The 26,679-nt window shown below is 33.8% G+C and carries 27 protein-coding genes; 7 read left to right on the forward strand and 20 right to left on the reverse strand.

Going from position 1 to position 26,679, the window contains the following annotated elements:
* Window positions 1–217 precede the first annotated feature (217 nt).
* On the reverse strand, window positions 218–1,864 hold the full coding sequence (locus L0669_RS13485; protein ID WP_263763950.1) for an OstA-like protein: 1,647 nt from the start codon (window positions 1,862–1,864) through the stop codon (window positions 218–220).
* Between the two features lie 404 nt (window positions 1,865–2,268).
* On the opposite strand from L0669_RS13485, the gene L0669_RS13490 reads away from it, so the two are divergent.
* Window positions 2,269–4,137, forward strand: a complete 1,869-nt coding sequence (locus L0669_RS13490; RefSeq protein WP_263758216.1) for an alpha-amylase family glycosyl hydrolase — start codon at window positions 2,269–2,271, stop codon at window positions 4,135–4,137.
* A 91-nt stretch (window positions 4,138–4,228) separates the two neighbouring features.
* On the opposite strand, the gene L0669_RS13495 is transcribed toward L0669_RS13490, so the two are convergent.
* The 7 genes from L0669_RS13495 to rsfS form a co-directional block, all read right to left on the reverse strand.
* Entirely contained in the window at window positions 4,229–5,011 is a 783-nt protein-coding gene (locus tag L0669_RS13495; RefSeq protein WP_263758217.1) for a superoxide dismutase, read from the reverse strand.
* An 8-nt stretch (window positions 5,012–5,019) separates the two neighbouring features.
* Window positions 5,020–5,289, reverse strand: a complete 270-nt coding sequence (locus tag L0669_RS13500; protein WP_173971943.1) for an acyl-CoA-binding protein — start codon at window positions 5,287–5,289, stop codon at window positions 5,020–5,022.
* Entirely contained in the window at window positions 5,289–5,942 is a 654-nt protein-coding gene (locus L0669_RS13505; protein ID WP_065447462.1) for a phosphatidylserine decarboxylase family protein, read from the reverse strand. Before L0669_RS13505 ends, L0669_RS13500 begins: the two co-directional genes overlap by 1 nt.
* Complete coding sequence (locus L0669_RS13510) at window positions 5,932–6,819, reverse strand: phosphatidate cytidylyltransferase (protein WP_263758218.1); 888 nt, start codon at window positions 6,817–6,819, stop codon at window positions 5,932–5,934. Before L0669_RS13510 ends, L0669_RS13505 begins: the two co-directional genes overlap by 11 nt.
* 1 nt (window position 6,820) lies before the next feature.
* Complete coding sequence (locus L0669_RS13515; RefSeq protein ID WP_173971945.1) at window positions 6,821–7,426, reverse strand: lactate utilization protein B/C; 606 nt, start codon at window positions 7,424–7,426, stop codon at window positions 6,821–6,823.
* 114 nt (window positions 7,427–7,540) lie between these two features.
* Window positions 7,541–9,466 (reverse strand): ATP-dependent zinc metalloprotease FtsH, encoded by a 1,926-nt coding sequence (gene ftsH, locus L0669_RS13520; protein WP_263758219.1) that lies wholly within the window; start codon window positions 9,464–9,466, stop codon window positions 7,541–7,543.
* A 15-nt stretch (window positions 9,467–9,481) separates the two neighbouring features.
* Window positions 9,482–9,853 carry a ribosome silencing factor gene (gene rsfS, locus L0669_RS13525; RefSeq protein WP_065447466.1) on the reverse strand — a complete coding sequence of 124 codons (372 nt, stop codon included), beginning with the start codon at window positions 9,851–9,853 and terminating at the stop codon, window positions 9,482–9,484.
* A gap of 93 nt (window positions 9,854–9,946) precedes the next feature.
* Between rsfS and L0669_RS13530 the strand changes: the two genes are divergently transcribed.
* Window positions 9,947–10,687 carry a biotin--[acetyl-CoA-carboxylase] ligase gene (locus tag L0669_RS13530; RefSeq protein ID WP_263758220.1) on the forward strand — a complete coding sequence of 247 codons (741 nt, stop codon included), beginning with the start codon at window positions 9,947–9,949 and terminating at the stop codon, window positions 10,685–10,687.
* Window positions 10,688–10,797: 110 nt separating this feature from the next.
* Here the strand turns inward: L0669_RS13530 and L0669_RS13535 are convergent, their stop codons facing one another.
* The 3 genes from L0669_RS13535 to pyrE all read right to left on the reverse strand — a co-directional run bounded on the left by L0669_RS13535 (window position 10,798) and on the right by pyrE (window position 12,880).
* On the reverse strand, window positions 10,798–11,457 hold the full coding sequence (locus tag L0669_RS13535) for a DUF2306 domain-containing protein (RefSeq protein WP_263758221.1): 660 nt from the start codon (window positions 11,455–11,457) through the stop codon (window positions 10,798–10,800).
* A gap of 208 nt (window positions 11,458–11,665) precedes the next feature.
* Complete coding sequence (locus L0669_RS13540; protein WP_173971949.1) at window positions 11,666–12,058, reverse strand: SRPBCC family protein; 393 nt, start codon at window positions 12,056–12,058, stop codon at window positions 11,666–11,668.
* Between the two features lie 171 nt (window positions 12,059–12,229).
* The gene (pyrE, locus tag L0669_RS13545; RefSeq protein WP_173972482.1) at window positions 12,230–12,880 is read right to left on the reverse strand and encodes an orotate phosphoribosyltransferase; all 651 of its coding nucleotides are present in this window, start codon (window positions 12,878–12,880) and stop codon (window positions 12,230–12,232) included.
* A 7-nt stretch (window positions 12,881–12,887) separates the two neighbouring features.
* On the opposite strand from pyrE, the gene L0669_RS13550 reads away from it, so the two are divergent.
* Window positions 12,888–13,490, forward strand: a complete 603-nt coding sequence (locus L0669_RS13550; protein WP_173972483.1) for an NUDIX hydrolase — start codon at window positions 12,888–12,890, stop codon at window positions 13,488–13,490.
* 227 nt (window positions 13,491–13,717) lie between these two features.
* Here L0669_RS13550 and L0669_RS13555 read toward each other — a convergent pair whose 3' ends face one another.
* The 5 genes from L0669_RS13555 to L0669_RS13575 form a co-directional block, all read right to left on the reverse strand.
* Complete coding sequence (locus L0669_RS13555) at window positions 13,718–14,359, reverse strand: carboxypeptidase-like regulatory domain-containing protein (RefSeq protein ID WP_263758222.1); 642 nt, start codon at window positions 14,357–14,359, stop codon at window positions 13,718–13,720.
* 138 nt (window positions 14,360–14,497) lie between these two features.
* Window positions 14,498–15,238, reverse strand: coding sequence for a DUF6882 domain-containing protein (locus L0669_RS13560; RefSeq protein WP_173972484.1), 741 nt, complete (start codon window positions 15,236–15,238; stop codon window positions 14,498–14,500).
* Between the two features lie 62 nt (window positions 15,239–15,300).
* Entirely contained in the window at window positions 15,301–15,750 is a 450-nt protein-coding gene (locus tag L0669_RS13565) for a GNAT family N-acetyltransferase (RefSeq protein WP_263758223.1), read from the reverse strand.
* A gap of 45 nt (window positions 15,751–15,795) precedes the next feature.
* On the reverse strand, window positions 15,796–16,026 hold the full coding sequence (locus L0669_RS13570; protein ID WP_263758224.1) for a DUF4287 domain-containing protein: 231 nt from the start codon (window positions 16,024–16,026) through the stop codon (window positions 15,796–15,798).
* A gap of 1,003 nt (window positions 16,027–17,029) precedes the next feature.
* Window positions 17,030–18,757, reverse strand: a complete 1,728-nt coding sequence (locus L0669_RS13575; protein ID WP_263758226.1) for a M14 family metallopeptidase — start codon at window positions 18,755–18,757, stop codon at window positions 17,030–17,032.
* A 307-nt stretch (window positions 18,758–19,064) separates the two neighbouring features.
* On the opposite strand from L0669_RS13575, the gene L0669_RS13580 reads away from it, so the two are divergent.
* Together L0669_RS13580 and L0669_RS13585 are read left to right on the forward strand one after the other, a co-directional pair.
* Window positions 19,065–20,414, forward strand: a complete 1,350-nt coding sequence (locus L0669_RS13580) for a DEAD/DEAH box helicase (RefSeq protein WP_263758227.1) — start codon at window positions 19,065–19,067, stop codon at window positions 20,412–20,414.
* Window positions 20,415–20,758: 344 nt separating this feature from the next.
* A complete protein-coding gene (locus tag L0669_RS13585) occupies window positions 20,759–21,205 on the forward strand; it encodes a hypothetical protein (RefSeq protein WP_173972489.1) in 447 nt (148 codons plus the stop codon).
* Between the two features lie 124 nt (window positions 21,206–21,329).
* Here the strand turns inward: L0669_RS13585 and L0669_RS13590 are convergent, their stop codons facing one another.
* From L0669_RS13590 to L0669_RS13605, 4 genes are all read right to left on the reverse strand, one after another.
* Window positions 21,330–21,908 carry a PhnA domain-containing protein gene (locus tag L0669_RS13590; RefSeq protein WP_173972490.1) on the reverse strand — a complete coding sequence of 193 codons (579 nt, stop codon included), beginning with the start codon at window positions 21,906–21,908 and terminating at the stop codon, window positions 21,330–21,332.
* Between the two features lie 180 nt (window positions 21,909–22,088).
* On the reverse strand, window positions 22,089–22,547 hold the full coding sequence (gene coaD, locus L0669_RS13595) for a pantetheine-phosphate adenylyltransferase (protein WP_263758228.1): 459 nt from the start codon (window positions 22,545–22,547) through the stop codon (window positions 22,089–22,091).
* Between the two features lie 100 nt (window positions 22,548–22,647).
* Window positions 22,648–23,340 carry a DUF421 domain-containing protein gene (locus L0669_RS13600; protein ID WP_263758229.1) on the reverse strand — a complete coding sequence of 231 codons (693 nt, stop codon included), beginning with the start codon at window positions 23,338–23,340 and terminating at the stop codon, window positions 22,648–22,650.
* A gap of 176 nt (window positions 23,341–23,516) precedes the next feature.
* On the reverse strand, window positions 23,517–24,488 hold the full coding sequence (locus L0669_RS13605; RefSeq protein WP_263758230.1) for a D-alanine--D-alanine ligase: 972 nt from the start codon (window positions 24,486–24,488) through the stop codon (window positions 23,517–23,519).
* Window positions 24,489–24,949: 461 nt separating this feature from the next.
* Between L0669_RS13605 and L0669_RS13610 the strand changes: the two genes are divergently transcribed.
* Window positions 24,950–25,573, forward strand: coding sequence for a PASTA domain-containing protein (locus L0669_RS13610; RefSeq protein ID WP_173972497.1), 624 nt, complete (start codon window positions 24,950–24,952; stop codon window positions 25,571–25,573).
* Entirely contained in the window at window positions 25,563–26,606 is a 1,044-nt protein-coding gene (locus L0669_RS13615; protein ID WP_263758231.1) for an RluA family pseudouridine synthase, read from the forward strand. The genes L0669_RS13610 and L0669_RS13615 overlap by 11 nt, the downstream gene beginning before the upstream one ends.
* Window positions 26,607–26,679: the final 73 nt, after the last annotated feature.

Here is a 26,679-nt window from a genome sequence, read left to right on the forward strand (position 1 = left end):
CGGTCTTGGTTTTCGGTCTCAGTATGAAACTGAAAACTGTGACTAAATACTGTAACTGAATTTAACCGCAAAGATCGCAAAGTTTTACGCAATGGTCGCAAAGCTGGAGTCAAGTTTATATTATTAAAATGCAAAGTTCGCAAAGCTTTGCGATTGAAAACTGCGACTATCTATATTGCAAAGATAAGAAACTGAAAACTGCGACTGCGACTGAAAACTATTTCTTAGTCTTAGTGCTTGCTTTCGTAGTGCTTGTTTTAGCAGCGGGTTTCTTTTTGTCGTAATCAAGGGTTTCTTTCCTGACTTTCATCGGGGTGGTTTTGTCCTTGGCTTCCTGGTCTTTTCCTTCCTGTACTAATTTGTCATTGAGTTCATTGTCTTCGGCGCTAAAGATATCGTCTTTCGACTTTATTCGTTCATCACCTCGCCATCGTAAACCTTTTAGTTTACGTGCGTTTTCTGGCAGATCGGCTTCGGGATAAATATCTCCGTCGACTTTATTAAAAAATGTAATGGTTTCGATATCATTATTTTCTAAAATAAGATTGATTTTACTACTTACATTTTTATTGATCCCGATAAGCTCATGATCATCATTTCGCATATAATAGACGACTTCGGTATTTTTGATCACGTCAACATCATGTAATTTTCCGTCTTTGAATTTTCCAAATAAATTGAGTCCCTTGACCTGATTATAACCGGTTCCGAGGGTATCCCGCGAGACTATAAACGTATTGTTGAGGACCTTTAAGGAATCTATTTTTTTGGTCGTATTGTCACCAATTAAATGCATGATATCTCCTGTGATCTGACTTTCTCCGTTCCATAGAATCGGATTTCCGATTAATTTTGTTAAGGCACTTTTAGAATTTGAATGGATCGAATCACATTTTCCGCTCATATCGATTTTATAGAAACGAACGTTTTTATATGCTCTTAAAATTCGTTCGCCTTCTTTGCCTGTAACCATTAATTTTTGTCCGTGAATGTAAAGGGAATCTTTTTCAACAAGATTTATGGCTACGGCTCGTTTGGTTACAAACATCGAATCTTTTAGTTTGTAAATTTCGGCATAGTGACCTTTTACGATTCCTTTATTGATAGAGTCGGTAATTTTTACATTTCGGGTCGCAGAAGCAAATTCAATATTTCGATTGTAGTATAAACTATCGCCTTCTATCAGTCGATCATCATATTTTATGTACGATCTCCTTAAAAAATGAGCGAGATTTTTTTTCGTATCATAAAAACCTTTTTCGGTATAAATATAATTCGCCTGACTTGTAATTGTTGATGGTCCGAACAAATAGGTATGTCCTGAATTACTGTAATAATCTAGATGATTCGATTTTATAACATATTTAGGATTGGTAATCGTAACTTCTGTCAGGAATTGAAACTTCTTCTCAGCAACAAAATATCTTCCTGATTTACTTACCAAAGTATTGTCTTTATTAACGATTGTACCTTTTGTATTGTAAAAAACCTGCTGAATATTTCGATCAAAATTAATAGTATCTGTGCGCAAAGTAGCATCTGGAGAACTCATTACGGCATCTCCGGTTGCAAAAGCTTTTTTTGAATTTCCGCTATATTCGGCATATTTACTGTTCAGGAACAAAGTATCACCTTGAACTAATTGTACGTTACCAAAAGCTTTAAGGTAGTTTTCTTTTTTAAAAACGTAGGCTTTATTACAAGTTAATACAATTCCGTCGTGATTTACTTTTACGTTTCCGGTCAATAAAACTCCATCTGGTACAAGGACTTCATTGACTTCTACCAAATCTGCATTTTCAATATTAATTGTTTTTGGCTTTGGTGCTTGGGCAAAAATGGATTGTACGCTTAATAATAGCAGACAATATGATATGAAAAAGAATGATTTCCTCAATTGATTAAATTTTTGTCAAATTTATGAAAAAGGTTACAACCTTTAGTGATATTGTGATTAATTTAATTGTTTCTTTTTAGGTGCAAAGGTTCAAAGTAACAAAGGTTCAGAGGTTTTATAAATTCTTCGAATTTTTAATAATTCTTTCTTTTAAGTTCAAATTGGCAAAGGTTTGCAAACATTTAATCTTTGTTCCTTTGCATCTTTGCGACTTTGAACCTTATATTAATTATCAACAAAATGGAGTACTCTTTCGTTGTAGTTTGATTTTTAAATTAAAATAAAAGCAAAAATGATTTTTGTTTCCTTTTCCATTTAAAAATAAAGCTAAATTTAGAAATTCAGAAACGAATTAGTTTATAGAACGAATTATGATAAATAAAAAAGTTTTTGTTGCAGGATTGGCTGCAACCATGCTATTTTCTGCATGTAAAACCAAAGATTTAAAAATGAATAAAAAAGAAGAAATTCCTGCTGATAGGAAAATTGTGGTATATCAGGTTTTTACCCGTTTGTTTGGAAATAAAAATACAACCAATAAACCTTGGGGGACAATTGAAGAAAATGGAGTTGGAAAATTTAATGATTTTACAGACAATGCACTTCATGAAATTAAAGATTTAGGGGTTGCTTATATTTGGTATACCGGTGTTCCACATCATGCTTTGGTGAGGGATTATAAAGCTTACGGAATTTCTGATGATGATCCGGAAGTGGTAAAAGGCCGTGCAGGATCGCCTTATGCGGTAAAAGATTATTATAATGTAAATCCAGATCTGGCGTTGAATCCGGCAAACAGATTACAGGAATTTGAAGATTTGATTGCGCGAACGCATAAAGCAGGTCTGAAAGTTATCATTGACATTGTACCGAATCATATTGCCAGAAAATATGAAGGAAAAAATAATCCTGAAGGCGTTAAGGATTTTGGTGCCGATGATGATGTAAATGTAGAATATAGCAGAAATAACAATTTTTACTATATCCCAAATAGTCATTTTGAAATTCCTGACAATGATATTCCATTAAATGGAGAAAAAAATCCTTTGGTGGATGGAGTGTTTGATGAAAAACCTGCAAAATGGACAGGAAACGGATCTCGTAAAGTAAAACCGGATCAAAACGATTGGTACGAAACGGTAAAAGTAAATTACGGAGTTCGTCCTGACGGATCTAAAGATTTTCCGGAACTTCCGGCTGGATTTGATCAAAAATCGTATCAGGAACATTTTGCTTTTTGGCAGGATAAAGATGTTCCGGATTCGTGGAAGAAATTCAAATCAATCGCTTTGTATTGGACAGCGAAAGGTGTTGATGGTTTTCGATATGATATGGCGGAAATGGTTCCGTATGAATTTTGGAGTTATATGAATTCGGCGATTAAAATGAAAAATCCGAATGCTTTTTTATTGGCAGAAGTATATAATCCAAATGAATACCGAAATTATATTCGTTTAGGAAAAATGGATTATTTGTATGATAAAGTCGAAACTTATGACAAACTAAAAGATGTTATTCGCGGAAAATCGTCTCCTGATGGATTATCGGATATTCAGAAAAGTATGTCGGATATTGAACATAATATGCTTCACTTTTTAGATAATCATGACGAACAACGTTTGGCTTCGCCTGAATTTGCAGGAACACCAGAAAGAGGAAAGCCTTTAATGGTGGTTTCGACTACGATTAGTACATCGCCAACAATGGTTTATTTTGGGCAGGAAGTAGGAGAGGCAGGAAACGAAAATGCAGGTTTCGGGACTCGTTCCAGAACTTCTATTTTTGATTATATCGGAGTTCCTAATCACCAACGCTGGATGAATGAAGGTAAATTTGATGGTGGAAAATTATCAGATTCAGAGAAAAATCTACGTGATTTTTACAAACGATTATTAAATTTCTCTATTAATAGTCCCGCTTTGATGGGAAGTTATCAGGAAATTCAATCTGTAAACCGTCAGAATAATGCAGGATATGACGAATTGCTTTATTCGTATGTTCGTTGGTCTGAAAATCAAAAACTGATTGTAGTTGCAAACTTTTCTTCTGAAAAAACAAGTGAGTTTGAATTGAAAATTCCTGCAGATATTATTTCAAAATGGAATTTGAAAGACGGTGAATATACGCTTACAGATCAGTTGTATTTGCAAAATAAAACAAAACTGAATGTAAGTAACGGCGAGGGAAGGGCTAAAGTAAAAATAGCACCATCTGAATCGTTTATTTTTGAAGTTAAATAGTAAGCTGATTTTGAAGTCATGTTGATTTCATTCATTATGGTTGTATAAAACAAAAAAAAGCTGATACTTAAATTGTATCAGCTTTTATCTTTTATATCTTTTTGACTTTCTTTAAAGCCTCAATGTAGTTTTCGTTTACTTTTTCCCAATTAATATGTTCGTAAAAAGCATCAATATAACTTCCTTTTCTGTTTTGATAATCGAGATAATAAGCATGTTCCCATAAATCGATTCCTAAAATTGGTGTTCCCGGAATGAGGGCATTTTTCATTAAAGGATTATCCTGATTATCGGTTGTAGTCACTTGTAGTTTTCCGTATCTGTCAACAACCAGCCAAACCCATCCGGATCCAAATTGCTTTGTAGCCTGACCTTTAAATTGATTGGTAAGATTAGTAAAAGAACCAAATTCTTTATTAATCGAGCCTGCAAGAGTATCTTTAGGTGTTTGCGTTTTAGGAGTCAGAACATTAAAATAAAGGGTATGATTGTAATAACCACCTGCATTTTGACGAAGTTTTGCATTGCTGAGATCCATTTTTTTAAGGATATCTTCAATAGGCATATTTTCGAATTCAGTGTTTACAATTTCTTTATTAAAATTGTTCGTGTACGTTAAATAATGTTTAGAATAATGGGTTTCTAAAGTAAGTGTTCTTATTGCAGGAGCCAGACCATCGTATGAATAAGATAACTTAGTCATCTCAAAAGAACCAGGATCTGCTTTTACATCATTTGGTGATCCTATTGTTATTTTCTCTTCTTTAGTTGGTAACGGAACCTCTACAACTTCAGTTAATTTGTTGTTATCATTACATGAAAATAAGAGAAAAAATGAAGCTAAAATGCTGAAATGAACAATGTATTTCTTCATAATGTTAGTTATTTTGATGTTAGTGAATTAATGATTTCAATATAGCATTCTTTTGCCTCATCAATAGATATATGGCTAATTTGCATCCAGGCATTTGTTTTGAAAGCGTCTCTTAAATCAAAATTTTCAGATTGATTGTAGACAGCAGTTCCAAAAGTGGCCTGTTTGTAATAGGCATAAAGGCGTAGCTGCACATCTTGCGGCAGTGAGGCCTGAGTCATTTTTAAAGCTGTTTCTACAGCCTCAGAAAAACGAGTATCTAAATCTTTTTCGCTCATTAAGCTTTTGTAGCAATAATCGTTTTACCGCCAATTGCTTTTTGGTTTAATACTACATTAATTGGAGTACCTAAAGGTAAAAATAAATCTACTCTTGAACCAAATTTTATGAAACCTGCATCAGTACCTTGTACAACTTGCATACCTTCCTGAGCATAATTTACAATTCTTCTTGCTAATGCACCAGCAATTTGTCTGTATAATATTTGTCCAAAAGTTTCATTTTCGATTACAACCGTAGTTCTTTCGTTTTCTTCACTTGCTTTTGGATGCCATGCAACTAAAAATTTTCCAGGGTGGTATTTACTGAATTTGATGATTCCATCCATTGCATAACGCGTAACGTGTACGTTTATTGGCGACATAAAGATAGAAACCTGTAAACGCTTATCTTTAAAATATTCGCCTTCATAAACTTCTTCAATAACGACAACTTTTCCATCAACCGGAGCAAGGATCTGATCGCTGTTTCTAATTGCAATTCTTTTAGGATTTCTAAAGAATTGTAAAATAATAATCAAAACTACCACACCAGCAATCTGAACAAGCATTCTTAGCCAGGTAATATCAATGAATTTGTCAGCAATTAAAAGTACAGCTACTGCAAATGCAGTACCTAATAAAATGGATGGGCCTCCTTCTTTATGAAACATAGTATAAAATTTGATAAAATAAAAATATAATTGGTGCTACAAATATAACACTATCTAATCGATCTAATACGCCTCCGTGGCCAGGCATTATAGCACCACTGTCTTTTACGCCTGCAACTCTCTTAAACTTTGATTCAATCAAATCGCCAATTGTTCCAAAAACACTTACGATTAAAGCGATGATCGTCCAGATTAGGATCGATTTACTGCTAAATTCCGGATTGGGCTGAATGTATAGTTTTGAGATTAAAAAACCGGCAAAAGCAGCAAAAACTACTCCGCCAAGAAATCCTTCGATGGTTTTTTTAGGAGAAATGCGTTCAAATAATTTATGTTTTCCTATTGATTTTCCAACCAGATAAGCAAAAGTGTCATTGGTCCAGATTAAAACAAACAATCCAATAATGATTTTCGGATTATAATCTTTTATACCAAAAGAAATCTTGGTAATAAAAAGAAAGGGTAACATAATGTAACCTACTAAATAAATGTATTTAGATGCTCTGCTTATTTCCTGCGTGTCATCAAATAAAAATACAATACATTTTATAGATACAATTAATGTAATGATAAGTAATACCGTAAACAAACGATCTATATCTACAGTAATTATAATATTCTCTTTTAAGAGTTTGCTAATGTAATTCTCGGTTTCTGTTTTGTAAAAACTAATTAAAGATACGGTCGAATAAAAAAGAGTAACAAATAAAATAGAAAATATCTTATTTAGCTTTACTAAGTTGCAAAACTCATAGGTTGCAATGATTAGAAAAATGCCAAAAAGAATAATAAAGCTTTCGGTAGAAAACAGAATAGAAGTTAGTAATAAAGCGATATAAACAGCACCAGAAATGGTTCTCTTGAGTGTTTCATTCATCTTAAAGGTCTTCTAGGAGCAATAAATAAAGATTTTTTGCAACACTTCCGTATTGTGTAAAATCCTCTTCTTTCGCTTTTTCGAAATATTTTATTGTGGTAATGTTAGTAGGATAGTCTCTTTCATATTTTCTTTTAATGGCGCTCAGACCGTCACTTTTAATCAATTGCAACTGACTTGTAGTGGCAATAATTACAATGTTTGCAGGTAATTCGTTTGGTTTGTCCTGTCTGATTTGTTTTGATGAAAATAAAATAGAACCTTCATCAGCAATTAAATTCTCGCAAGTTGCCAGTAAAAATTTTGGATTTCTTGGAGAAATGTATTGTAGTTTATTTTCTTCCAGTAAACTGAATAAGGCTGGTTCGTAGCATAAAACTTCATTTTCGAACCAATCGTTTTCTTCTAAGATGTTTTCAAATTGTTCAGCGACTTCTTGTTTGTTCTCACAATACAAAAATTTACCACCATTTTTTTTGAAGTTAAAAATAAATCTTTCATCTATAGATAAATGATTGTCAGGAGTATGATTCCCTCCATACTCGCTTTCATTTTCTTCGTCAGAAGAGGTATCGCTAGAGCCAAATATTTTTTTGAAAAAATTCATTTTATATGAAATACTTTACATGTTAATTGAAAACGTTCAAAGATAAAAAAATCTTAATTCAAAAGGCTATTTTGAATTAAGATTTTAAAAAATATTACATATTTATTGAATTGTTTACGAAACCAATTCTTCTAAATTTTTATCAAAAGTACGTTTTCCGAAAATTGTTTCTAAGTCATCTTTAAAAATAACTTCTTTTTCAATTAATATATCAGCTAGTTGATTTAGCTTGTCTTTGTTTTCTTCAAGAATTTGAATAGCTCTTTGGTATTGACCTTCAATTAATTCTGAAATTTCTTTGTCAATAATTTTAGCCGTTTCGTCAGAATATGGTTTAGAGAAGTTGTATTCGCTTTGACCAGTTGAATCGTAATAAGTAACATTTCCGATTTTTTCATTCAAACCGTAAATCGTTACCATGGCACGAGCCTGACGTGTAACTTTTTCTAAATCGCTTAATGCACCAGTCGAAATTCTGTCAAAAGTTACCTTTTCAGCAGCTCTTCCTCCCATAGTAGCGCACATTTCGTCTAACATTTGGTCAGTTCTCACGATTTGTCTTTCTTCCGGAAGATACCATGCAGCTCCTAAACTTTGTCCACGAGGCACAATAGTTACTTTAATAAGTGGTGCAGCATGCTCTAACATCCAGCTTACAGTCGCGTGACCAGCTTCGTGAATAGCGATTGCTCTTTTCTCTTCTGGAGTAATGATTTTATTTTTCTTTTCAAGACCACCAATGATTCTGTCAACAGCATCTAAGAAATCTTGTCTGTCTACAGCCGTTTTGTTATTACGTGCAGCAATTAATGCCGCTTCGTTACAAACGTTTGCTATATCAGCACCAGAGAATCCCGGAGTTTGTTTTGCTAAGAAATCAAGGTCAAGACCTTCTACTTTTTTAATAGGCGCTAAGTGTACTGCAAATATTTCAGCTCTTTCGCGAATGTCCGGTAAGTCAACAAAAATTTGTCTGTCGAAACGTCCGGCACGCATTAAAGCTTTATCAAGTACATCAGCTCTGTTTGTTGCAGCCAGAACAATTACGTTAGAGTTTGTACCAAAACCATCCATTTCTGTCAGTAATTGGTTCAGAGTATTTTCTCTTTCGTCATTTCCGCCTGACATATTGCTTTTTCCTCTTGCTCTACCAACAGCATCAATCTCGTCGATGAAGATAATAGCAGGAGATTTTTCTTTAGCTTGTTTAAATAAGTCACGAACACGTGAAGCACCAACTCCTACGAACATCTCTACGAAATCAGAACCTGATAAAGAGAAGAAAGGTACCTGAGCTTCTCCGGCAACTGCTTTTGCTAATAATGTTTTACCAGTTCCTGGAGGTCCTACAAGTAAAGCTCCTTTAGGAATTTTACCTCCAAGATTCGTGTATTTTTCAGGGTTTTTAAGGAATTCTACAATTTCTTGTATTTCTTCTTTAGCACCTTCTAAACCTGCAACATCTTTAAATGTAGTTTTAATGTCTGTTTTCTCATCAAACAATTTTGCTTTCGATTTTCCAATGTTAAAGATTTGTCCGCCACCGCCACCTGCGCCACCTGACATTTTACGCATAATGAAAATCCAAACACCAATAATAATGATGATAGGAAGTAAGCTTATTAGAATATCGCTCCAGTTATTTTTTTGAAGAAAATTAAAATCTTTCAGTTTGCCTTCAGCAACTGCTTTTTCTAATTTAGTTTGAAAAATCTGGTCGTTACCAATTTCTAAAGTATAATGAGGACCTTTATTTGGTCTTTCAAAAATATCTTTAGCTACTTTTTTATTCGCAGCGTCTTTAAGTGCAGCAGCATTTAAATATACTTCAGCTTCAGCTTTATTGTATACGTTTACTTTTTCAATCTCACCTTTTTCTAATAATACATTGAATTTAGAAGAGGTTAATTGTGCAGGCTCGCTTAAATTTGATCCTCCGGTTGCAAAACTTATAAATAAAAAAACTAGAAGTATTGCGGTATATATTAACCAAGGACTTATTTTAAATTTACTCGGATTTGGATTATTATCTTTAGCCATTAGAGAAAGTTTCTTTTAGTATTTGTTTTCGATTGTAGTTATTTTGGCGTCACCCCAAAGGCTCTCGATATTATAGTATTCGCGAATATGTTTCTGGAAAACGTGTACAACAATGTGCACATAATCCATAAGAACCCATTCTGCGTTATCGGTTCCTTCTACGTGCCACGGTTTATCTTTTAAGTCTTTAGATACTGTTTTTTGAATTGAGCTTACAATGGCGTTAACTTGGGTATTTGAGTTTCCGTTGCAAATAACAAAATAGTCACAAACTGCCGTGTCTATATCTCTTAAGTCAAGAATATCGATGTCATTACCTTTTACTTCTTCAATCCCTTTGATTATGTTCGCCAATAGAACATCATTGTTAATAGTCTTTTTCGCCATGAATTATTTTATATGATTTTGTAAAGTTACCAAAATTTGTGATTATTTTTGAACCTTAACAAAATATTAAATTAAGTTAATTAAATTCGTTTAATGAAACTAATCAAACTCGATGCCATAGATTCAACAAATGACTTCCTTAAATCATTGGCAAGTCAGGATGAACTCGATAATTTTACCGTAGTAACTGCTGAAAATCAGACAAAAGGAAAAGGGCAGATGGGCTCTAAGTGGCAATCAGAATCAGGTAAAAACTTAATTATGAGTGTCTTGGTGAAGGAATTTCTGTATGATAATGAACAGGTTTTTAACCTCAGTGTTATTGTTTCTTTGGCAGTAATCGATGCTTTAAAATCGTTAAATATTCCTGATTTATGTATAAAATGGCCTAACGACATTATGTCATACAATAAAAAGGTTGGTGGCATACTTATCGAAAATACCATAAAAAGCGATGGCAGGATTGTGTCAGTCGTTGGAATCGGTTTAAACGTAAATCAAACCAATTTTGATCATTTGCCCAATGCATCTTCGTTGGCAGTAATTTGTAAAACCGAATTTGATAAAAATGCTTTGGTATTACTTATAGCAGAAAAACTGCAGCATAAAATTAAAATCTGGGAAACTACCTCAGCAGATTTATGGAAACAATACTTTAATTCACTATTTCGTCAGGGAGTGCCAATGCCATTTAAAAAACTAAATACTAAAAACCCTGAACAAAACTTTATGGGAATCATTCAGGGAGTTTCTTCTGTAGGTAAAATTCAAATTTTATTAGAAGACGATTCGGTTTCAGAATTCGAGATAAAGGAAATTCAAATGTTGTATTAATTAAGGGGCTAAGATTCTAAGTTGCTAAGGTTCTAAGCTTTTTTTGATTTTCATCTCATCAAAATATCTGTGTAAATCTGTTTTATCCGCCAAATCCGTGTGCCATCATATTAGTTTGCACTTTGTAATAATGGCTTTTTTGGCGCTATTTTTCTATTCCAGTACATAATGTAGATGCTTCCCAGAATCGATGGTGTCATCCATGCTATTATATTTCCAATGCCTATTCCGGCCACGATAAAAGCAGTTACAGATGCGATCAAAGCTCCGATCATTTTACCAATGTGTTTAGATAGCCATTGCTTTTTTATTTCCGACGTGTTTTTATAGAATACAAAATCTTTAATCGTCATATACAGACCAAAACCGCCAAAGAAAGTAAATAAGATTCCGTTTTCGATATTTGACAACTGACAGTAAACTCCCAAAGCGATCATTATTACGGAAAAGAACAACATACTTCCCGAGATTATAAAATCGATGGTGTCAGCTTTTGTTTTAGTTTTAAAAGACAACACCCTGTTTCCGGCAATCACGAGGTAGATCGTAAACAAACCAATTAAAAATAAAAAGATATTTTGATGTTTGGGCATCCAGCAAATTGGGATAGAAATAAGAGAACTGACAACCATTCCTACAGAGAATAGTTTTCCCATTCTTTTATGAAGTAAACCTCCTTTTTTTACCAATACACTTGCAATTCCGGTAATTAAACCAATTCCTCCAAAAAAGGCATGAATGTAAATTAAAATCTTAATAGTTTGTTCCATTTTGATGTTTGTTAGTTTTGATGGATCAAACTTCGAAGAATAATTTTGGGTTTAATAATTTATAGTTCTGAACTGTTATTTTTTTAGGATGAAATGTTTTTTCTTTAAGGCACAGAGGTTAGAGGGGCAAAGGTTCAAAGGTTTTTTATTTGGCAAAAAAAAGCCTGATTTTACAATCAGGCTTTAAATTTATAACTTATAATGATAATTATAGTTTCGTCATATTAGTTGCTAAAGTTTCGATGAACTTGCTAATAGGGCCTTTGATCATCATTGCCATCATTGGGTTAAATTCACCCTCGAATTGCAATTGAACAGCACTTTCAGCAGCCGAAATACTATCGATATTCGAAACCAACGTAAACGGAAGTTTATCACTTGCAGCTCCCAAAACAATTTTGCTTGGTGCTGTTTTTTCTTTCATTTTAAGTTTTATTTCCGGCATACCTTTCAATCCAAAAATAAAAGCATCTTCGCCAATCACTTCAAATTTAGCAATATTATCCGGCATTAATTTTTCAAAATTCTTAACATCAGTCAATAAATCAAATAAATCTTGAGCTGATTTCTGAACAGTAACTTTTGGACTTTCTAAGTTCATATTTTAATTTTTTACTAATTGTTTTTTTAAGAGAGAAAGGATAAATTCCGATTTTTTAAATTCCAAATTCCAAACTCAATCTAAGAATTTGAAATGAAATTTCAAATTCTTAAAATCTAAAATCTAAAATCTAAAATCTAAAATCTAAAATCTAAAATCTAAAATCTAAAATTATTCTTCCTCTTTCCCCCACGTCGATGGACTTTCGTTCCATTCCAGCAAAGTCGATTGTTGCTCTTCGGTAATATATTGTTTCTGAACAGCTAAGTCTAATAAGTTTTCGTAATTACTTAACGTATACAAATCGATATTAGCATTTTTAAAGTTCTCTTCGGCAACATTAAAACCGTACGTAAAAATCGCTGCCATACCTTTTATATTGGCACCTTCGTTACGTAAAGCTTCAACAGCCATCAAACTGCTGTTTCCAGTACTAATTAAATCTTCAACCACAACCACATTTTGGCCTTTTTGTAAAAAACCTTCAACCTGGTTTTGTCTTCCGTGTTTTTTTGCTTCCGGACGCACATATACAAATGGTAATCCAAGGCTTTCAGCAACAAGAATCCCCACTCCAATAGCTCCAGTGGCAACACCGGCAATAACATCTGGTTTCCCAAATTGTTTCTCAATATTTTTCGCAAACTCATCACGAACGTAGTTTCGGATGCTCGGAAATGAAAGAATTAACCTATTATCACAGTAAATAGGAGATTTCCAACCAGAAGCCCATGTAAAAGGATTTTCGGGATTCAATTTAATTGCATTTATTTGCAAAAGCAATTCGGCTGTTTTTTCGGCAGTATCTTTATTAAAAATCATAGTACAAATGTATAAAGTTTTTGTGAACGACAAACCACTTTTTTTGACAAATGAGATCTCGAAAGAGACTGATTTTCAATTATTCTTGTTAGAGAGTATTGATATCGAGCATCTTATCGTCAAAATGTTTCAAAATAAAATTCAAAAAGCTTATTTGTATCATCCTGACGAAAAGGAGATTATGAAGACGCTAAAAGCCAAAATTCCCGTAAATAAAGCGGGTGGAGGCCTTGTGTACAATAAAAAAGGCGAAGTCTTATTTATTTTCAGAAACGGAAAATGGGACTTACCAAAAGGCGGAATCGAAAAAGGTGAGGAAATCGAAGACACCGCCATGCGCGAAGTCGAAGAAGAAACCGGAGTAGGTAAACTTCGCATTACCAATAAACTAGATAAAACCTATCACGTTTTCAAACGCAACGGAAAATACAAACTTAAAGTAACACATTGGTTCGAAATGCAATCTGATTTCGAAGGAATTCCACAAGGTCAGGCCGAAGAAGGAATCGAAAAAGTGGCGTGGCTAAATCCCGAGCAAATCAAAGAAGCATTAAAAAACTCGTACGAGAACATTAAATTGTTGTTCGAAAAAGAAAATACTTTTCAATAACAATAACAATATCAATATCAATAACAATATCAAAAATCAATCTAAAATTGACGTTGCCATTGATTTTTGCCATTACCATAATTTGGGCGTGCCACCAATTAAAAAAAGACCTAATCAACTTTGCGTTCATTAGGTCTTTTTTTAATTGCTGTCGGGCTATCCACGCTACTTCGGTAGCTAGCTTCTATCCCTCACGCGAAGCTACACTTTGTGATTGAAAATATTACTTACCTGTATGTAATACCAAAATCAACATTTTCGTTTGTTGTTTTTTGTTCTTTAATTTCAATATTTGCAAAATGAAGAGATTTGTCATAGCCACTATATAGATCTATTTTAGATTTAAAATCCGAAGGAAATTTAGATATTAAATTTGAAGATTTATTTTCAAATTCTTTTTTAATTTTTTCGTATTTATCAATTTTTCTAGTGAGACTTTCATAAGTACCTTTATCTTCGCTTACTAATACATCTTGGTATTCTTGTTCAAGATTATCAATTTCTTTAATCTCTTTTTTCAATGTTTGAATGTCAAACCCAAAGACAGTTTTAATATCAATAGCATGATTTGATAAATTATTTAAATGATCTTTTGGCGAGTCTGTAGTGTTTCCGGATCTAATTACTAAAAGGTATTTTCCTGGCGGAATTTCTTCGATTTTGTAATTTCCAGCTACATCTGTTGATGTTTCAAAAGTTATATTTTTATCTGTAATTGAATAAAGATTGACTTTTGAGCTAGCATCTGGTTTATTTCCTACGTAATCATTATACTTCCAATATACGTTTCCAGTCAAAGTTCCAGGTTTTTTTGTACAAGATGTTAAGATAGAAACAAGTAAAAGCGTAAGTAATAATTTTCTGTTCATATTTTCTTTATTTTAGTTTTTATTAATTTTTCAAAAATAAAACCTTCAAAAAAGTAAATATTACGGAAAACCATAATACAGCTTAATTGTAATTAATTCTTATTAAATCTGTGCTATCAAGTTTGCACTTGCAAAAACTTAAGAATTACCATTTAATTTTGTCAAAAGATTATTCTCATTAAAGACAGCGTTAATTACATTTTCGTTCTTTTCTGCTTTAATTTCGTTGCCGTTCAGTGTGAGTTGATAACCTTTCTGTGTTAGATAATTGGTAAAAGCATTTTTGTGATTTTGAATCTCAAATGTTGATATTAATTCTGGAAAAACAGTTAAAATTCGAGCTAGTTCTTCGCTTTCAACTTTATCAATTATATCAGATTTAATCGTAACCACCATCGTTCCCTGTCCGTAATTTCCAAGATAATAACCACTTCCGTTAAACATTTCAACAGCGATCATGCCTATTAAATGTAAATCATTCTCTACAGCGTCAAATTTTCCAACAGTCAACAAATCAATATTATTTTCTTCTCCATATTGTTTCAATAAAAGCGCTTGTTTCATAACCGATTCAGCATATCCGCCCGCTTTATTTTCCCAAATCCATAACCAGGTTTCCGAAGAATGAGAAAAAGAACCCAAAACCTGCATCGGAAAAGTAAGATGATCTCCAAATGTTATTTCTTCCTTATTCATATCAACATTCCAGGAAAGTCCGCCTGTTACATCATAAAGATTTCTTTGTTTCTCCAGCGCAGATGCTCCAAATTTCTCTAAAAAATCATTTTCAGATGTAAAATGTTTGCTGATGTTTTCCTGTTTAATAATTGCTTCTGTTTTTTCTTCGCTCTTTTTAAAGAGATTATTGAATATTCCCATTCTTTATGGTTTTTGGTTAAATAAAATTGATATTTTATGTTTTGTTTCGTCCTGAAATAAGTTTACAAATCGATTTGATAAATTCTTGATTCTTCCTCCCACGGATGATATCCCTGCCCAATGTAGTTAAAGCCAATTTTTTCGTAGAATCCGATGTGATCCGTGCACAGATATAAATTTTTAAATCCGGCTTCTTTAGCGTCTTTTTTGGCTTTTTCGATAAGTAGTTTACTGTAATTGTTTCCTCTGTGTTTTTCCTCTATAAAGATGGCACAAACCCAAGGATAAAGATCCATTCGGCTGATAAAATCATTTGTAATAAGTCCCGCACAACCAATAATCTCGGCGTTATTTTCTAATAAATACCATTGTGGCAACGAGTCTTTGGCATTGATGCTGTGGCTAATACAATCTTCATAAATAATGGGCGCTACTTCAGACCAGCTATTTTGAAGGTATTCAATCGTTTTGTCTTTATATTCAGGGTTTTCCCTAACTGAAATTATTCTCATTTTTTGTTTTAAAATTATCCTGCAAAAGTTTAATAGGTTATCCTTTTACTCGCTATCCTCATTTTTTATTCCTTTAAGCAAGGCATAAATTGCCATTGCATGTCCTTGGCCTAATTTAAAATCATTTTTAAGCCAGTTTACAATATCTCCCGCTTTTACTTCAGGATTTAATTCTCCGTTTGCAGTAAAACCTTTTTGTTCTGCTAAAGTTCTAAACTCTGCGGGACCATTGCCTGTTTTTTCTTTAATTGTTTTTAAATATCCTTGAAATGACATAAAAATAATGGTTAATGGGTTAGTTTATCAAGTACTAAAATACAAATTAAAATATAACTGGTTTTCAGGTTTTGAATTTCCTTGGCCTACTTTGTCAAAGTTTAAAACTTTGACATAAGTTTATCGAAAGAGTTTTTAAGAATCTTTAAGCAGTATAAGTATTCTACAATTAAAAAAAAACATCCATAGGAATGTCTGCTCGGTAGAATTAAAATTAAATTACGATTATACGTTCCGTAGGAACGTTTGATTAATGGGGTGGATGTTTTGTTTACATAAATCAGGTGTCCCTACAGGACACATTCCACAAAACGATATTATTTTTTTCTACCGATGAGATATTCCTACGGAATATTATACATCGTTATTGAATATGATAGCGCAATTTTGTAACAACTGAGTTAGTATCAAATAGAATGCTAATACTTAATTCTATTTATGGGCACGGATTGTAAAACCACATTCTGGCTTTTGCTGTCATAAAAGGTTGGAAACTTTAAAAAATGGGCTGAAAGCCCTAATAGCAATAGCGTAGTGCAGCGCACTACGAATTAAATTAAAATTGGAAATTGCCCTGAAAGGGCAAAAGAAAATTAAGAATAAAGATTCAAAGAAAAGTTGTTTTATGCGCTAACAAATATGGTAAACGTACTTTTTGAAATTAGGCTTTCGCCCTTACAGGGCTTAAAATTACAATCGTTTTTTATTCATAGTGCTTCGCACCATGCTATTGCTAAGGCTCTTTCAGAGCAATAGGTTTCGAATACTTGTATTATTGTTATTTCAAAACCAGCGAATCAAATGTATAAGTTTTAAATAAAGTATTTTTATGGTAATGTATAATGATTTAAATACCGATAACGATTCAACTTTGTCAAAGTTTTAAAACTTGGACAAAGTTCTATACAAAGCTTTGCGACCTCCGCGTTTTTCAACTCAATCAAAAATCAAAAAAAAACTTAGCGCTCTTTGCGGTTAAAAAAAACTTTTCGGTCAAAAAAATCTACAAAACACGATAAACAGGATATTGCAAATGCGCTTTTTCGTAATATACAGAATTTTTATAAATCCAGTTCAATTGTGCTTCGGCATTTTTAGCAAATTCGCGATCGTTTTGTTTTTTCGTTTCTAGTTCAGCTTTTAGTTGTGGATTCTCTTTTAAAAGTTTCGAAGCCGTATCTTCAAAAATATACTCGGAGTAATGTTCTTTTTGTTGTAAAATAGGGTCGAAGAAATTCCAGTTAAAGAAAGAATCGACACCTTCCGGTTCAAAAGCCTCTACGAGATATTTTACGCCTTTTTGGTTTGTCGAAACTAAGTAGTCACCTTTGGCGAAAGCCATTTTTACAACTTTAGAATTTATCTTTGTGTTGTAATGCAAATAATGTCCTTCGTAAGGATTTTGAACCGTTTTGAAATCAGCAATTTTATAACTTTCGACTTCTATAATTGTATCATTTTTAAGTTGCGAATAGGTAATATTGTTATTTTTCAGGAGATCAATAATATTCCAATAACCACGCGGAATAACATAAGCGCCCGGAATCACAACTTCTTTCACCGATTTGAATTCTTTAATATACGGAACGTCTTTTTTGTACGGTTTGCTTCGGTCATAATACAAACGATTTCCGGTTGTAGCATCACTTTTTTTATAACTTGCTTCATACCCTAAAAACGAAAATGTTGTGGCTTTTGTGCTGTCTAATTCCCATTTTAAAGTATATGTTTTTTTAGGTTGATATTGCTCTAAGTTTTTTACCCTAAGCGCTTTTATTTTTTGATAATTGGCATCAGTAAAATCCAAAGTCGATTTGGTGTATTCGTAAGTCATTTTTACGCGTTCGGCATATTTTTTCAGCATATGAGTTTCTACCACAAAACCAATCGTATTAAACAACGAAGTATAACCCGTTGTATATCTTGGACTATCTACAAACTGACCAAATCCTTTGTCAGGTGTATCTTTAAAAGAATCGACATAAGGTGTAGTTTCGATTTTCTTTTGCTGTAAATCTTTTACCAAAGCCGGCATCATTTCGTCATTCAAAAAATCACCTAAAACAGTTCCTAATTTGTTGTGTTGTGTCATGATGTAGGTAAGTTTGTATTGATAATCAGATCCGTTGCTTACGTGATTATCAATAAAAACATCGGCGTTTATTTTCTGGAAAATTTCGACAAAACTCTTAGTATTTCGGGTATCAGATTTCATCAAATCCCGATTCAAATCATAGTTTCTCGCATTTCCTCTAAAACCATAAATTTCGGGCCCATCCTGATTCGCTCTTGTGGTCGAATTTCGGTTTAAAGCCCCTCCAATATTATAAACCGGAATAGTAACTAAAACGGTGTTTTTAGGCGCTTTTAGTTTGCCAATGGCTAAATCTCTGTAGAATTGCATTGTAGCGTCAATTCCGTCAGGTTCTCCCGCGTGAATTCCGTTATTGATAAAAAGCACCGCTTTGTTTTTCTGAATTTTTTCAAAATCAAACTCTTTGTCAGGATTATAAACCACCATATGCAACGGTTCTCCCGAATCTGTAAGTCCCATTTCTTTGATCTGAATGGTTGGGAAATCTTTTGCCAGAAGCTTAAAATAAGCAATAGTTTCCTGATATGAAGCGGACTGATTTCCGTTTCCTTTCTCAAAAAAAGTATCGTATTTTTTATTGTTTTGTCCGAAGATCGTGAACGAAAAGAGTAGAAGTGGCAGAATGAAAAATCTCATGGTTCGGGTTTTAAATAGAGAATCAAATATAGAAATTTTGTTTCAGGTTTTAGGTGTAAAATAGGAGTAGAGCTACTTTGACATTTTACCGCAAAGCGCGCAAAGTTTTTTTAATCTGGAGGTTTTTAAAAACGCAAAGTTCGCAAAGCTTTGTCAATATAACTTTGCAACTTCGCGACTTTGCGAGAAATAAATTAGCGTTCATTGCTTAAACCTTCGCGCACTTTGTGGTTAAATGTTTTATTGGTATTTCAAACCTGAAACAAAGAAAACCTGAAACAATCAGTATTTTGACTACTTTTGCAAAATGAATAAAAATCACCATTCCAACAACATACTTTCGAACTTAGGTATTGAGAGCCTAAACGAAATGCAAGAAGTTGCTCAAGACGCAATTTTAAACGATAACAACGTATTATTACTTTCTCCTACAGGATCAGGAAAAACATTAGCTTTTTTATTGCCTGTTTTAGAATTGTTGCAACCTGAAATCCTTTCGGTTCAATGTTTAATATTAGTGCCTTCGCGCGAATTGGGTTTGCAGATCGAGCAGGTTTGGAAAAAAATGGGAACGCCATACAAAGTTAATATTTGTTACGGTGGTCACTCGATAGATACTGAAATCAAAAATCTTAGCAATCCGCCGGCAGTTTTAATAGGAACTCCGGGAAGAATTGCAGATCATATTGACAGAGATACTTTTAGAACAGATAAAATTCAGACTCTAATTTTGGATGAATTTGATAAGTCGTTGCAATTGGGCTTTCATGAGCAAATGTCGTATATCATTGGAAAGTTAACTAAACTGAACAAACGCGTTTTAGTTTCGGCAACTTCTGATATTGAAATCCCAAGATATACACGAGTTGTAAATCCTACGGTTTTAGATTTTATTCCGGAGCAGGAAGAGAAAACGAATCTTTCGATGAAAATGGTTGTTTCTCCTTCTAAAGACAAATTGGGAAGTTTATTTAATTTGATTTGTTCTTTAAAATCGCAATCGGCTATTATTTTTTGTAATCATCGTGATGCTGCAGAACGTATTAGTGATACATTAAACGAAAAAGGCATTTACGCTACTTATTATCATGGCGGAATGGATCAGGACGAGCGCGAACGTGCTTTGATTCAGTTTAGAAACGGAAGTATGAGCTACCTCATCACAACGGATTTAGCCGCTCGTGGACTGGATATCCCGGAAATGAAACACGTTATTCATTATCATTTATCTCTTAAAGAAGACGAATTTACACACCGTAACGGTCGTACTGCACGTATGCAGGCTTCTGGAACGGCATATATTATCATTCACGAAAGTGAAAAAAAACTGGATTATATCGACTACGGAATGGAAGTTTTAAAAGTTGATAATGCTACGACTTTGCCAAAACCACCAGAATTTCAAACTATTTATATTAGTGGCGGAAAGAAAACAAAACTGAATAAAATTGATATTGTGGGTTTCTTTTCTCAAAAAGGAAAACTGGAGAAAGGCGATTTGGGTTTAATTGAAGTAAAAGATTTCATTTCGTTTGCGGCAGTAAAATTCAATAAAGTAAAAGACTTGCTGCATAATATTAAGGATGAAAAAATGAAAGGCAAGAAATTTAAAATTGAAGTTGCCCGCAAAGTGGTAAAGAAAGAAGAGGAAAAGTAGTTTTTTGGTTTCCGGTTTTAAGTTTCGGGTTTGTTTTAGATAGGAACTTCTTTTGTTAAAGAACTACATTAAAATCAAGAAGCAATTATTGTAGTATAAGTTTTATAATTAAGGCCTTTTTCGATCGTTTTTGATCACTGTATTGGGTCGGTTTTTAATATATTTTGACGTATTGAGCGTGTGTTAAATTATTGAATTTCAATATTTTAATTTGATTTACTGAAGGTTTTTGATGATTTTAAATAACAATCTTAATATATTGTTAATAAATTAACGGTTAAGGCTTTAATTTATCATATTTTCTGCGTTTCTTGTGCCCGTAAATAATAAACCCCAAATTAATTATGAAAAGAATTATTACGATTGCCATTTTGATGTTTAGTTTTGTCTCTTTTGCACAAATTAAGGTTATTGAAACTGTACCAGTTGAGAGATTAGGAAAAGTAAATAACAATTATATTCAAAAAATTGGAGATGAATATACTGTTTATTATACAAGTATCCAGAATGATGACGAATCATCAAGCTTGAGAAAATTTACATTCAAAAATGTAAATAATGATTATAATAGCCTTTATAATATTATTGTAAATGGTTTTACTGCAAGCCCTTTATATGATATCAAATTAGAATTGCCTAATAACTATATTTGGTTACACTACACAGGAAGTGTTATTCCGGAGAAAGCGACAGTTCAGTTTATGGTTTCTTCTAAAGATGCCTCTTCTGCAACAAGCAGTGTTTCTGAGCCATTATTAAAAGATCAGATTAATAAATTATTCCAAAAATAATTTACTTTAAATAAAGCATTAAAAAAGGCTATTCAAGATTTTGAATAGCCTTTTTTAGTATACAGTTTTCGGTCGCAGTTTTCAGTTATTTTACGAACTGAAAACTGCGACTGCGACTGAAAAATTATATTTTCTTCACGTATTGCGTGATAATTACGATTTGCTGACCGTCTACTTTTCCTTCAATGTATTCGGCGTTTTCGTGATCTAAACGAATGTTGCGAACTGCAGTTCCTTGTTTGGCAACCATACTTGATCCTTTTACTTTAAGATCTTTAATTAAAACTACAGAATCTCCGTGTTCTAAAATTACGCCATTGCTATCACGGTGAATGATTTTGTTTTCGTCATCTTCGCCTTCGCCAGTTGCTTGCGCCCATGCCAGAGTATCTTCGTCTAAATACATCATGTCTAATAATTCCTGAGGCCATCCTGCAGCACGCATACGGCTCAACATTCTCCAGGCTACCACTTGCACGGCAACGTTTTCATTCCACATGCTGTCGTTAAGACATCTCCAGTGATTTAAATCGACATTATCCGGGTTTTCAATTTGGTCTATACACGTACTACATGCTAAAATACTTTCGTCAAGACCACCTTTTTGAGTTGGTAATACCTGATATACTTTTAGGTTTTCTTCGGCGCCACAAAGTTCACATTTAGATCCGCTACGTTTGTTTAATTCTCTTTCGATGCTCATTATTTGGTGTTTATTTTAAAAATGCGAAATTACTTATAATTTGTTTCGCTTGCAAGTTTATGTTTTTTATGTTTGTGAGTGCTTTGGGATTTTTTTAAAGCAATTATTTTCATAGTCTTTAATGAATTCTACAAGTATCTTTTCATCTCTTACTTTTAACTAAAAAAATAAAGTATTCTATTATTTCTTCACTCTAACAGCATCCGGAACCAGCATTTCATACTCACCGCCATGACGCAATACATCGCGTACAATGCTTGAACTAATAAATGAAGTACTTGCTGCTGTTAATAGAAAAACAGTTTCGATCTTAGATAGTTTTCTGTTGGTGTGGGCGATGGCTTTTTCGAATTCGAAATCGGCAGGATTGCGCAAACCTCTTAAAATGAAGTGGGCTTTTTGTTTTTTAGCCAGATCTATTGTTAATCCTTCGTAGTTAATAACAGAAATTTTTGGTTCGTCTTTGAAAGTTTCTTCTATAAAGCGTTTTCTTTCTTCGAGTGAAAACATATATTTTTTTTCGGCGTTTACACCAATAGCAATTACAATTTCATCAAATAAAGGAATTCCTCTTTTGATAATGTCTTCGTGTCCTAGTGTAATGGGGTCAAATGATCCGGGGAATATCGCTTTTCGCATTTTTTTTCTTTTAAGGTTCAGAGGTTAAAAGTTACAAAGATTCAAAGTTTGAATATTTCGAAGCTTTTGGAATTTGGAATTTAAATTTTGGAACTTATTATTAGGTTATTCTAAGCGTTTTTAAAGCGGGAACCCATTCATCTTTTTTGCAGACTTCACAATTTGCAGTTCCTGATGTATGTTCTTCGGTGTGGCCGCAAAAGGTGCAGGCATGAATTCCGTCTTTTTCTATGATTTTACTTTTTTTATTGAATGCAGCGGGCAAAATAGGTAATCCGTATTTTACTTCCTGATCTTCATAGAAAAATACGCTTATTTCTCCGCTGGTTTCTATAAAAGCGTGTTTTATTTGTCCGAGATGTTCTATCGACTTTATACGAAGCTCAGAGAAAAACTCGTCTTGTGCGAGGCTTTCTTTTTTGAAAGTTGCAATAGAAAATTTACCGTTATTGATCAAGCATTCGGTTTTACCTTCTATGAATTCTTCAAATTTTTTGCTTTTTCCGGTAAGCCAGGTTACAGAACGATATAAAATAATAATTACCGTAAAAACGATCGCAGCGGGAACAATACCTACATCTTCATAAAACATGGGATCTCCAGCAGCAGAACCTAGTGCAATGATAATTACAGTTTCGAAAATCGATAATTGTTTTACACCTCTTTTTCCTGCTAGTTTTAGGGTTAGCAGTAAAATGATGAACATTACTGTAGAACGAAATATCACTTCCAGAGCAAAGTTTGCGGGAAGATTGTTGTAAAAAAGCCTGTTCCATTCGAATATTTCTTTCATTTTTTTTAAGGTGCTAAGGTGCTGAGAGGCTAAGTTGCTAAGTTTGGTCGGTTAAGGATCGTTTGTGGTTTGCTCACTTTGCGGGACTTCGACTTCGCTCAGTCTGACAATATTTTGTGGTTAAAAAAAAGGTTCTGAGATTTTAGTAACTTAGTATCTCAGAACCTTAGTATCTTTTAAGAGAGCGCTAACTCAATTGCGTTGGTAAATAAATCTTCGAGAGATATTCCGGCTGCATGTGCTTGTTGCGGGATTAAGCTTTCGGTGGTTAAACCTGGTATGGTGTTCATCTCCAGCATGTATGGTTCGTTGTCTACGATAATGAATTCGCTTCTTGAGAATCCTTTCATTTTTAAGACTTCGTAAGCACGTTTGGCTACTTCGCTAACTTTTTGTGTTAACTCGTCTGAAATTCGGGCTGGCGTGATTTCTTGTGATTTTCCTTCGTATTTGGCTTCGTAATCAAAGAAATCATTGTCTGAAACTATTTCGGTGATGGGTAAAACCTTGATTTCGCCTTGGTAATTAATTACTCCCACAGAAACTTCGGTTCCGTCAAGGAAACTTTCTATGATGATTTCGTTATCTTCTTTGTAAGCTACTTCGATCGCGATTGGCAATTCGGCTTCTGATTTTACTTTTGAGATTCCGAAACTAGAACCTGCTTTGTTTGGTTTTACGAAACATGGCAAACCTACTTTTTTAACGATTTCGGCAGTATTAATAATGTCACCTTTATTTAAGTAATAAGAGATTGCCGTTTTGATTCCGTATGGTTTTAAAACCGATAATAAATCACGTTTATTGAATGTTAATGCGGCTTGGTAATAATCGCAAGACGATTGTTTAATTCCTAGTAATTCGAAATACGCCTGCATTAATCCATCTTCGCCCGGAGTTCCGTGAATAGCGTTGAATACACAGTCGAATGTGATTTTTTGATCGTTTACGGTTACAGAAAAATCGTTTTTATCGATCGAAAATTCGGCGTTGTTTTCGTCTACATATACCCATTTTTCTTTAAAAATATGAATACGGAATCCGTTGTATTTTGTTTTGTCAAGATATTGGTAAACAACGTTTCCGCTGATCAGCGATATTTTGTATTCGCTTGAATATCCGCCCATGATGATGGCAATGTTTTTCATTCTATATTGTTTATATGTTTAATCTTTTATTTAATTATTTCGGGTTTCAGGTTTTTTGCCACGAATTGCACTAATTTTCACGAATTGAATTTTAAATCTGCGTACTAATTTTTTGCTTGCTTTGTCATCCCGAGGAACGAGGGATCTCCGTTAGTAGCTCGACATGCCAGATAAACTTTGCGTGAGCTTCTTGCGGAGATCCCTCGTTCCTCGGGATGACAACAATGTCGTTTAAAAAAGAACGTTCTTATGAAAACTAAAGCCCTAGCCCTGATGGGAGCGGCATCCTTTTGGGCCGGTGTTCGGCACAAAAGATACAGCGGACAGCAGGAAATAGCTCCTGAAAATTATCCTTCGACTTTGCTCAGGATGACAATCATGCGACTTTCTTGTTTAAAACAAAATTATCATTTTTTTTGAAACGAAATAGCTTTATCTTTGCCACAACTAAAAATTAATTTATGACTTTACGTAAGTATTTAACAAGCCGTGTGTTTTTTGTACAAATCCTGATTGCTGCTGCTATTATTGCTGTTTTGGGTTATCTGTTTATGCATTGGCTGACTTTTACAACTGATCATGGACATGAAATTGCGGTTCCGAATTTGTCTAAATTGACAGAGGAACAAGTGGAGGCAAAACTGGATGAACTGGACCTGGATTATGTGCTTTTGGATAGTGTTGATTACAGAAGTGAATTCCCTAAATACAGTGTTGTTGAGCAAGATCCGTTGCCGGGAACGAAGGTAAAAGTGGGAAGAAAAATATATATTAAAATTAATGCGTCAGGTTTTTCGTCTGTTAGAATTCCTGATTTAATCGAGAAAACGTATCGTGAAGCGGTTCCTACTTTGAAGGCTTTAGGTCTTGAGCAGGGAACTATTACATATATTCCGAATCTTGGAAAAGATATGGTTTTGGAGATGCGTTATAAAGGTAGAAACTTAAAAGTAGGTGACCGAGTGCTGAAAGCGTCTAAAATTGATTTGGTTTTAGGTGACGGAAAAGCAACTTATGTAGATGAAAGTCAGGCGACAGACAGTTTAGCTGCGCCAACTACTGAAACCCCAAAAGATGAACAATAATAATGAAAATTTAGATCTGGAAGACGAATTATTCGAACATTTTAGATTTGAAGTCCCTAAAGGTCAGGCGCTTTTGCGTATTGACAAATATTTAATGAATTTGATTCAGAATGCTACGCGTAACAAAATTCAGAACGCGGCAACTGAAGGAAATATTTTTGTAAATGATATTCCGGTAAAATCAAATTATAAGGTAAAACCTTTTGATGTTGTGACGGTTATGTTAACGCATCCGCCATACGAAAATCATATTCTTCCTGAGGATATTCCGTTGAATATTGTTTATGAAGATGATGCTTTGTTGTTAATTAACAAAGAACCCGGAATGGTAGTACATCCTGGTCACGGTAATTATACGGGGACTTTGGTGAATGCTTTGGCGCATCATTTTGATAATTTGCCAATGAACAGCAGCGAACGTCCTGGTTTGGTTCATAGAATTGATAAGGATACGTCAGGACTTTTGGTTGTGGCGAAAACAGAGGCGGCTATGACGCATTTGGCAAAGCAATTTGAGGCTAAAACTTCTGAACGTGAGTATATTGCTCTTGTTTGGGGAAATGTTGCTGAAGAGGCGGGAACAATTGAAGGAAATCTTGCAAGACATTTGAAAGACCGCATGCAAATGGCCGTTTTTGCTGATCCTGAAATTGGAAAACCTGCTATTACGCATTATAAGGTTTTGGAACGTTTTGGTTATGTTACATTGATTTCTTGTAAATTAGAAACGGGTAGAACGCACCAGATTCGTGCACACATGAAACATATTGGTCATCCGCTTTTTAATGACGAACGTTATGGTGGTCATTTGATTTTGAAGGGAACGACTTTTACAAAATACAAACAGTTTATTGATAATTGTTTTAAAGCATTGCCACGTCAGGCTTTGCATGCTAAAACGCTTGGTTTTGTGCATCCTACGACTGGCGAAATGATGCGTTTTGATACCGAATTACCTCAGGATTTTCAGGATTGTATCGAGAAATGGCGCAATTATGGAAAGACGCATAATATGGAAGATGACGAGAACTAATTAGATAATTTGTCAATTAGAAAATTAGATAATTTCTTATAATTTAAAAAAGCTCCTTTTAGGAGCTTTTTTG

Origin of the sequence: Flavobacterium bizetiae (genome assembly GCF_024271895.1) — a bacterium.
Classification (GTDB): domain Bacteria; phylum Bacteroidota; class Bacteroidia; order Flavobacteriales; family Flavobacteriaceae; genus Flavobacterium; species Flavobacterium bizetiae.

Excerpts from the sequence above, each read along its gene's own strand:
- L0669_RS13490 (WP_263758216.1), top strand. The coding sequence starts at position 2,269 with ATGATAAATAAAAAAGTTTTTGTTGCAGGATTGGCTGCAACCATGCTA.
- L0669_RS13495 (WP_263758217.1), bottom strand. The coding sequence starts at position 5,011 with ATGAAGAAATACATTGTTCATTTCAGCATTTTAGCTTCATTTTTTCTC.
- L0669_RS13500 (WP_173971943.1), bottom strand. The coding sequence starts at position 5,289 with ATGAGCGAAAAAGATTTAGATACTCGTTTTTCTGAGGCTGTAGAAACA.
- L0669_RS13505 (WP_065447462.1), bottom strand. The coding sequence starts at position 5,942 with ATGTTTCATAAAGAAGGAGGCCCATCCATTTTATTAGGTACTGCATTT.
- L0669_RS13510 (WP_263758218.1), bottom strand. The coding sequence starts at position 6,819 with ATGAATGAAACACTCAAGAGAACCATTTCTGGTGCTGTTTATATCGCT.
- L0669_RS13515 (WP_173971945.1), bottom strand. The coding sequence starts at position 7,426 with ATGAATTTTTTCAAAAAAATATTTGGCTCTAGCGATACCTCTTCTGAC.
- ftsH (WP_263758219.1), bottom strand. The coding sequence starts at position 9,466 with ATGGCTAAAGATAATAATCCAAATCCGAGTAAATTTAAAATAAGTCCT.
- rsfS (WP_065447466.1), bottom strand. The coding sequence starts at position 9,853 with ATGGCGAAAAAGACTATTAACAATGATGTTCTATTGGCGAACATAATC.
- L0669_RS13530 (WP_263758220.1), top strand. The coding sequence starts at position 9,947 with ATGAAACTAATCAAACTCGATGCCATAGATTCAACAAATGACTTCCTT.
- L0669_RS13535 (WP_263758221.1), bottom strand. The coding sequence starts at position 11,457 with ATGGAACAAACTATTAAGATTTTAATTTACATTCATGCCTTTTTTGGA.
- L0669_RS13540 (WP_173971949.1), bottom strand. The coding sequence starts at position 12,058 with ATGAACTTAGAAAGTCCAAAAGTTACTGTTCAGAAATCAGCTCAAGAT.
- pyrE (WP_173972482.1), bottom strand. The coding sequence starts at position 12,880 with ATGATTTTTAATAAAGATACTGCCGAAAAAACAGCCGAATTGCTTTTG.
- L0669_RS13550 (WP_173972483.1), top strand. The coding sequence starts at position 12,888 with ATGTATAAAGTTTTTGTGAACGACAAACCACTTTTTTTGACAAATGAG.
- L0669_RS13555 (WP_263758222.1), bottom strand. The coding sequence starts at position 14,359 with ATGAACAGAAAATTATTACTTACGCTTTTACTTGTTTCTATCTTAACA.
- L0669_RS13560 (WP_173972484.1), bottom strand. The coding sequence starts at position 15,238 with ATGGGAATATTCAATAATCTCTTTAAAAAGAGCGAAGAAAAAACAGAA.
- L0669_RS13565 (WP_263758223.1), bottom strand. The coding sequence starts at position 15,750 with ATGAGAATAATTTCAGTTAGGGAAAACCCTGAATATAAAGACAAAACG.
- L0669_RS13570 (WP_263758224.1), bottom strand. The coding sequence starts at position 16,026 with ATGTCATTTCAAGGATATTTAAAAACAATTAAAGAAAAAACAGGCAAT.
- L0669_RS13575 (WP_263758226.1), bottom strand. The coding sequence starts at position 18,757 with ATGAGATTTTTCATTCTGCCACTTCTACTCTTTTCGTTCACGATCTTC.
- L0669_RS13580 (WP_263758227.1), top strand. The coding sequence starts at position 19,065 with ATGAATAAAAATCACCATTCCAACAACATACTTTCGAACTTAGGTATT.
- L0669_RS13585 (WP_173972489.1), top strand. The coding sequence starts at position 20,759 with ATGAAAAGAATTATTACGATTGCCATTTTGATGTTTAGTTTTGTCTCT.
- L0669_RS13590 (WP_173972490.1), bottom strand. The coding sequence starts at position 21,908 with ATGAGCATCGAAAGAGAATTAAACAAACGTAGCGGATCTAAATGTGAA.
- coaD (WP_263758228.1), bottom strand. The coding sequence starts at position 22,547 with ATGCGAAAAGCGATATTCCCCGGATCATTTGACCCCATTACACTAGGA.
- L0669_RS13600 (WP_263758229.1), bottom strand. The coding sequence starts at position 23,340 with ATGAAAGAAATATTCGAATGGAACAGGCTTTTTTACAACAATCTTCCC.
- L0669_RS13605 (WP_263758230.1), bottom strand. The coding sequence starts at position 24,488 with ATGAAAAACATTGCCATCATCATGGGCGGATATTCAAGCGAATACAAA.
- L0669_RS13610 (WP_173972497.1), top strand. The coding sequence starts at position 24,950 with ATGACTTTACGTAAGTATTTAACAAGCCGTGTGTTTTTTGTACAAATC.
- L0669_RS13615 (WP_263758231.1), top strand. The coding sequence starts at position 25,563 with ATGAACAATAATAATGAAAATTTAGATCTGGAAGACGAATTATTCGAA.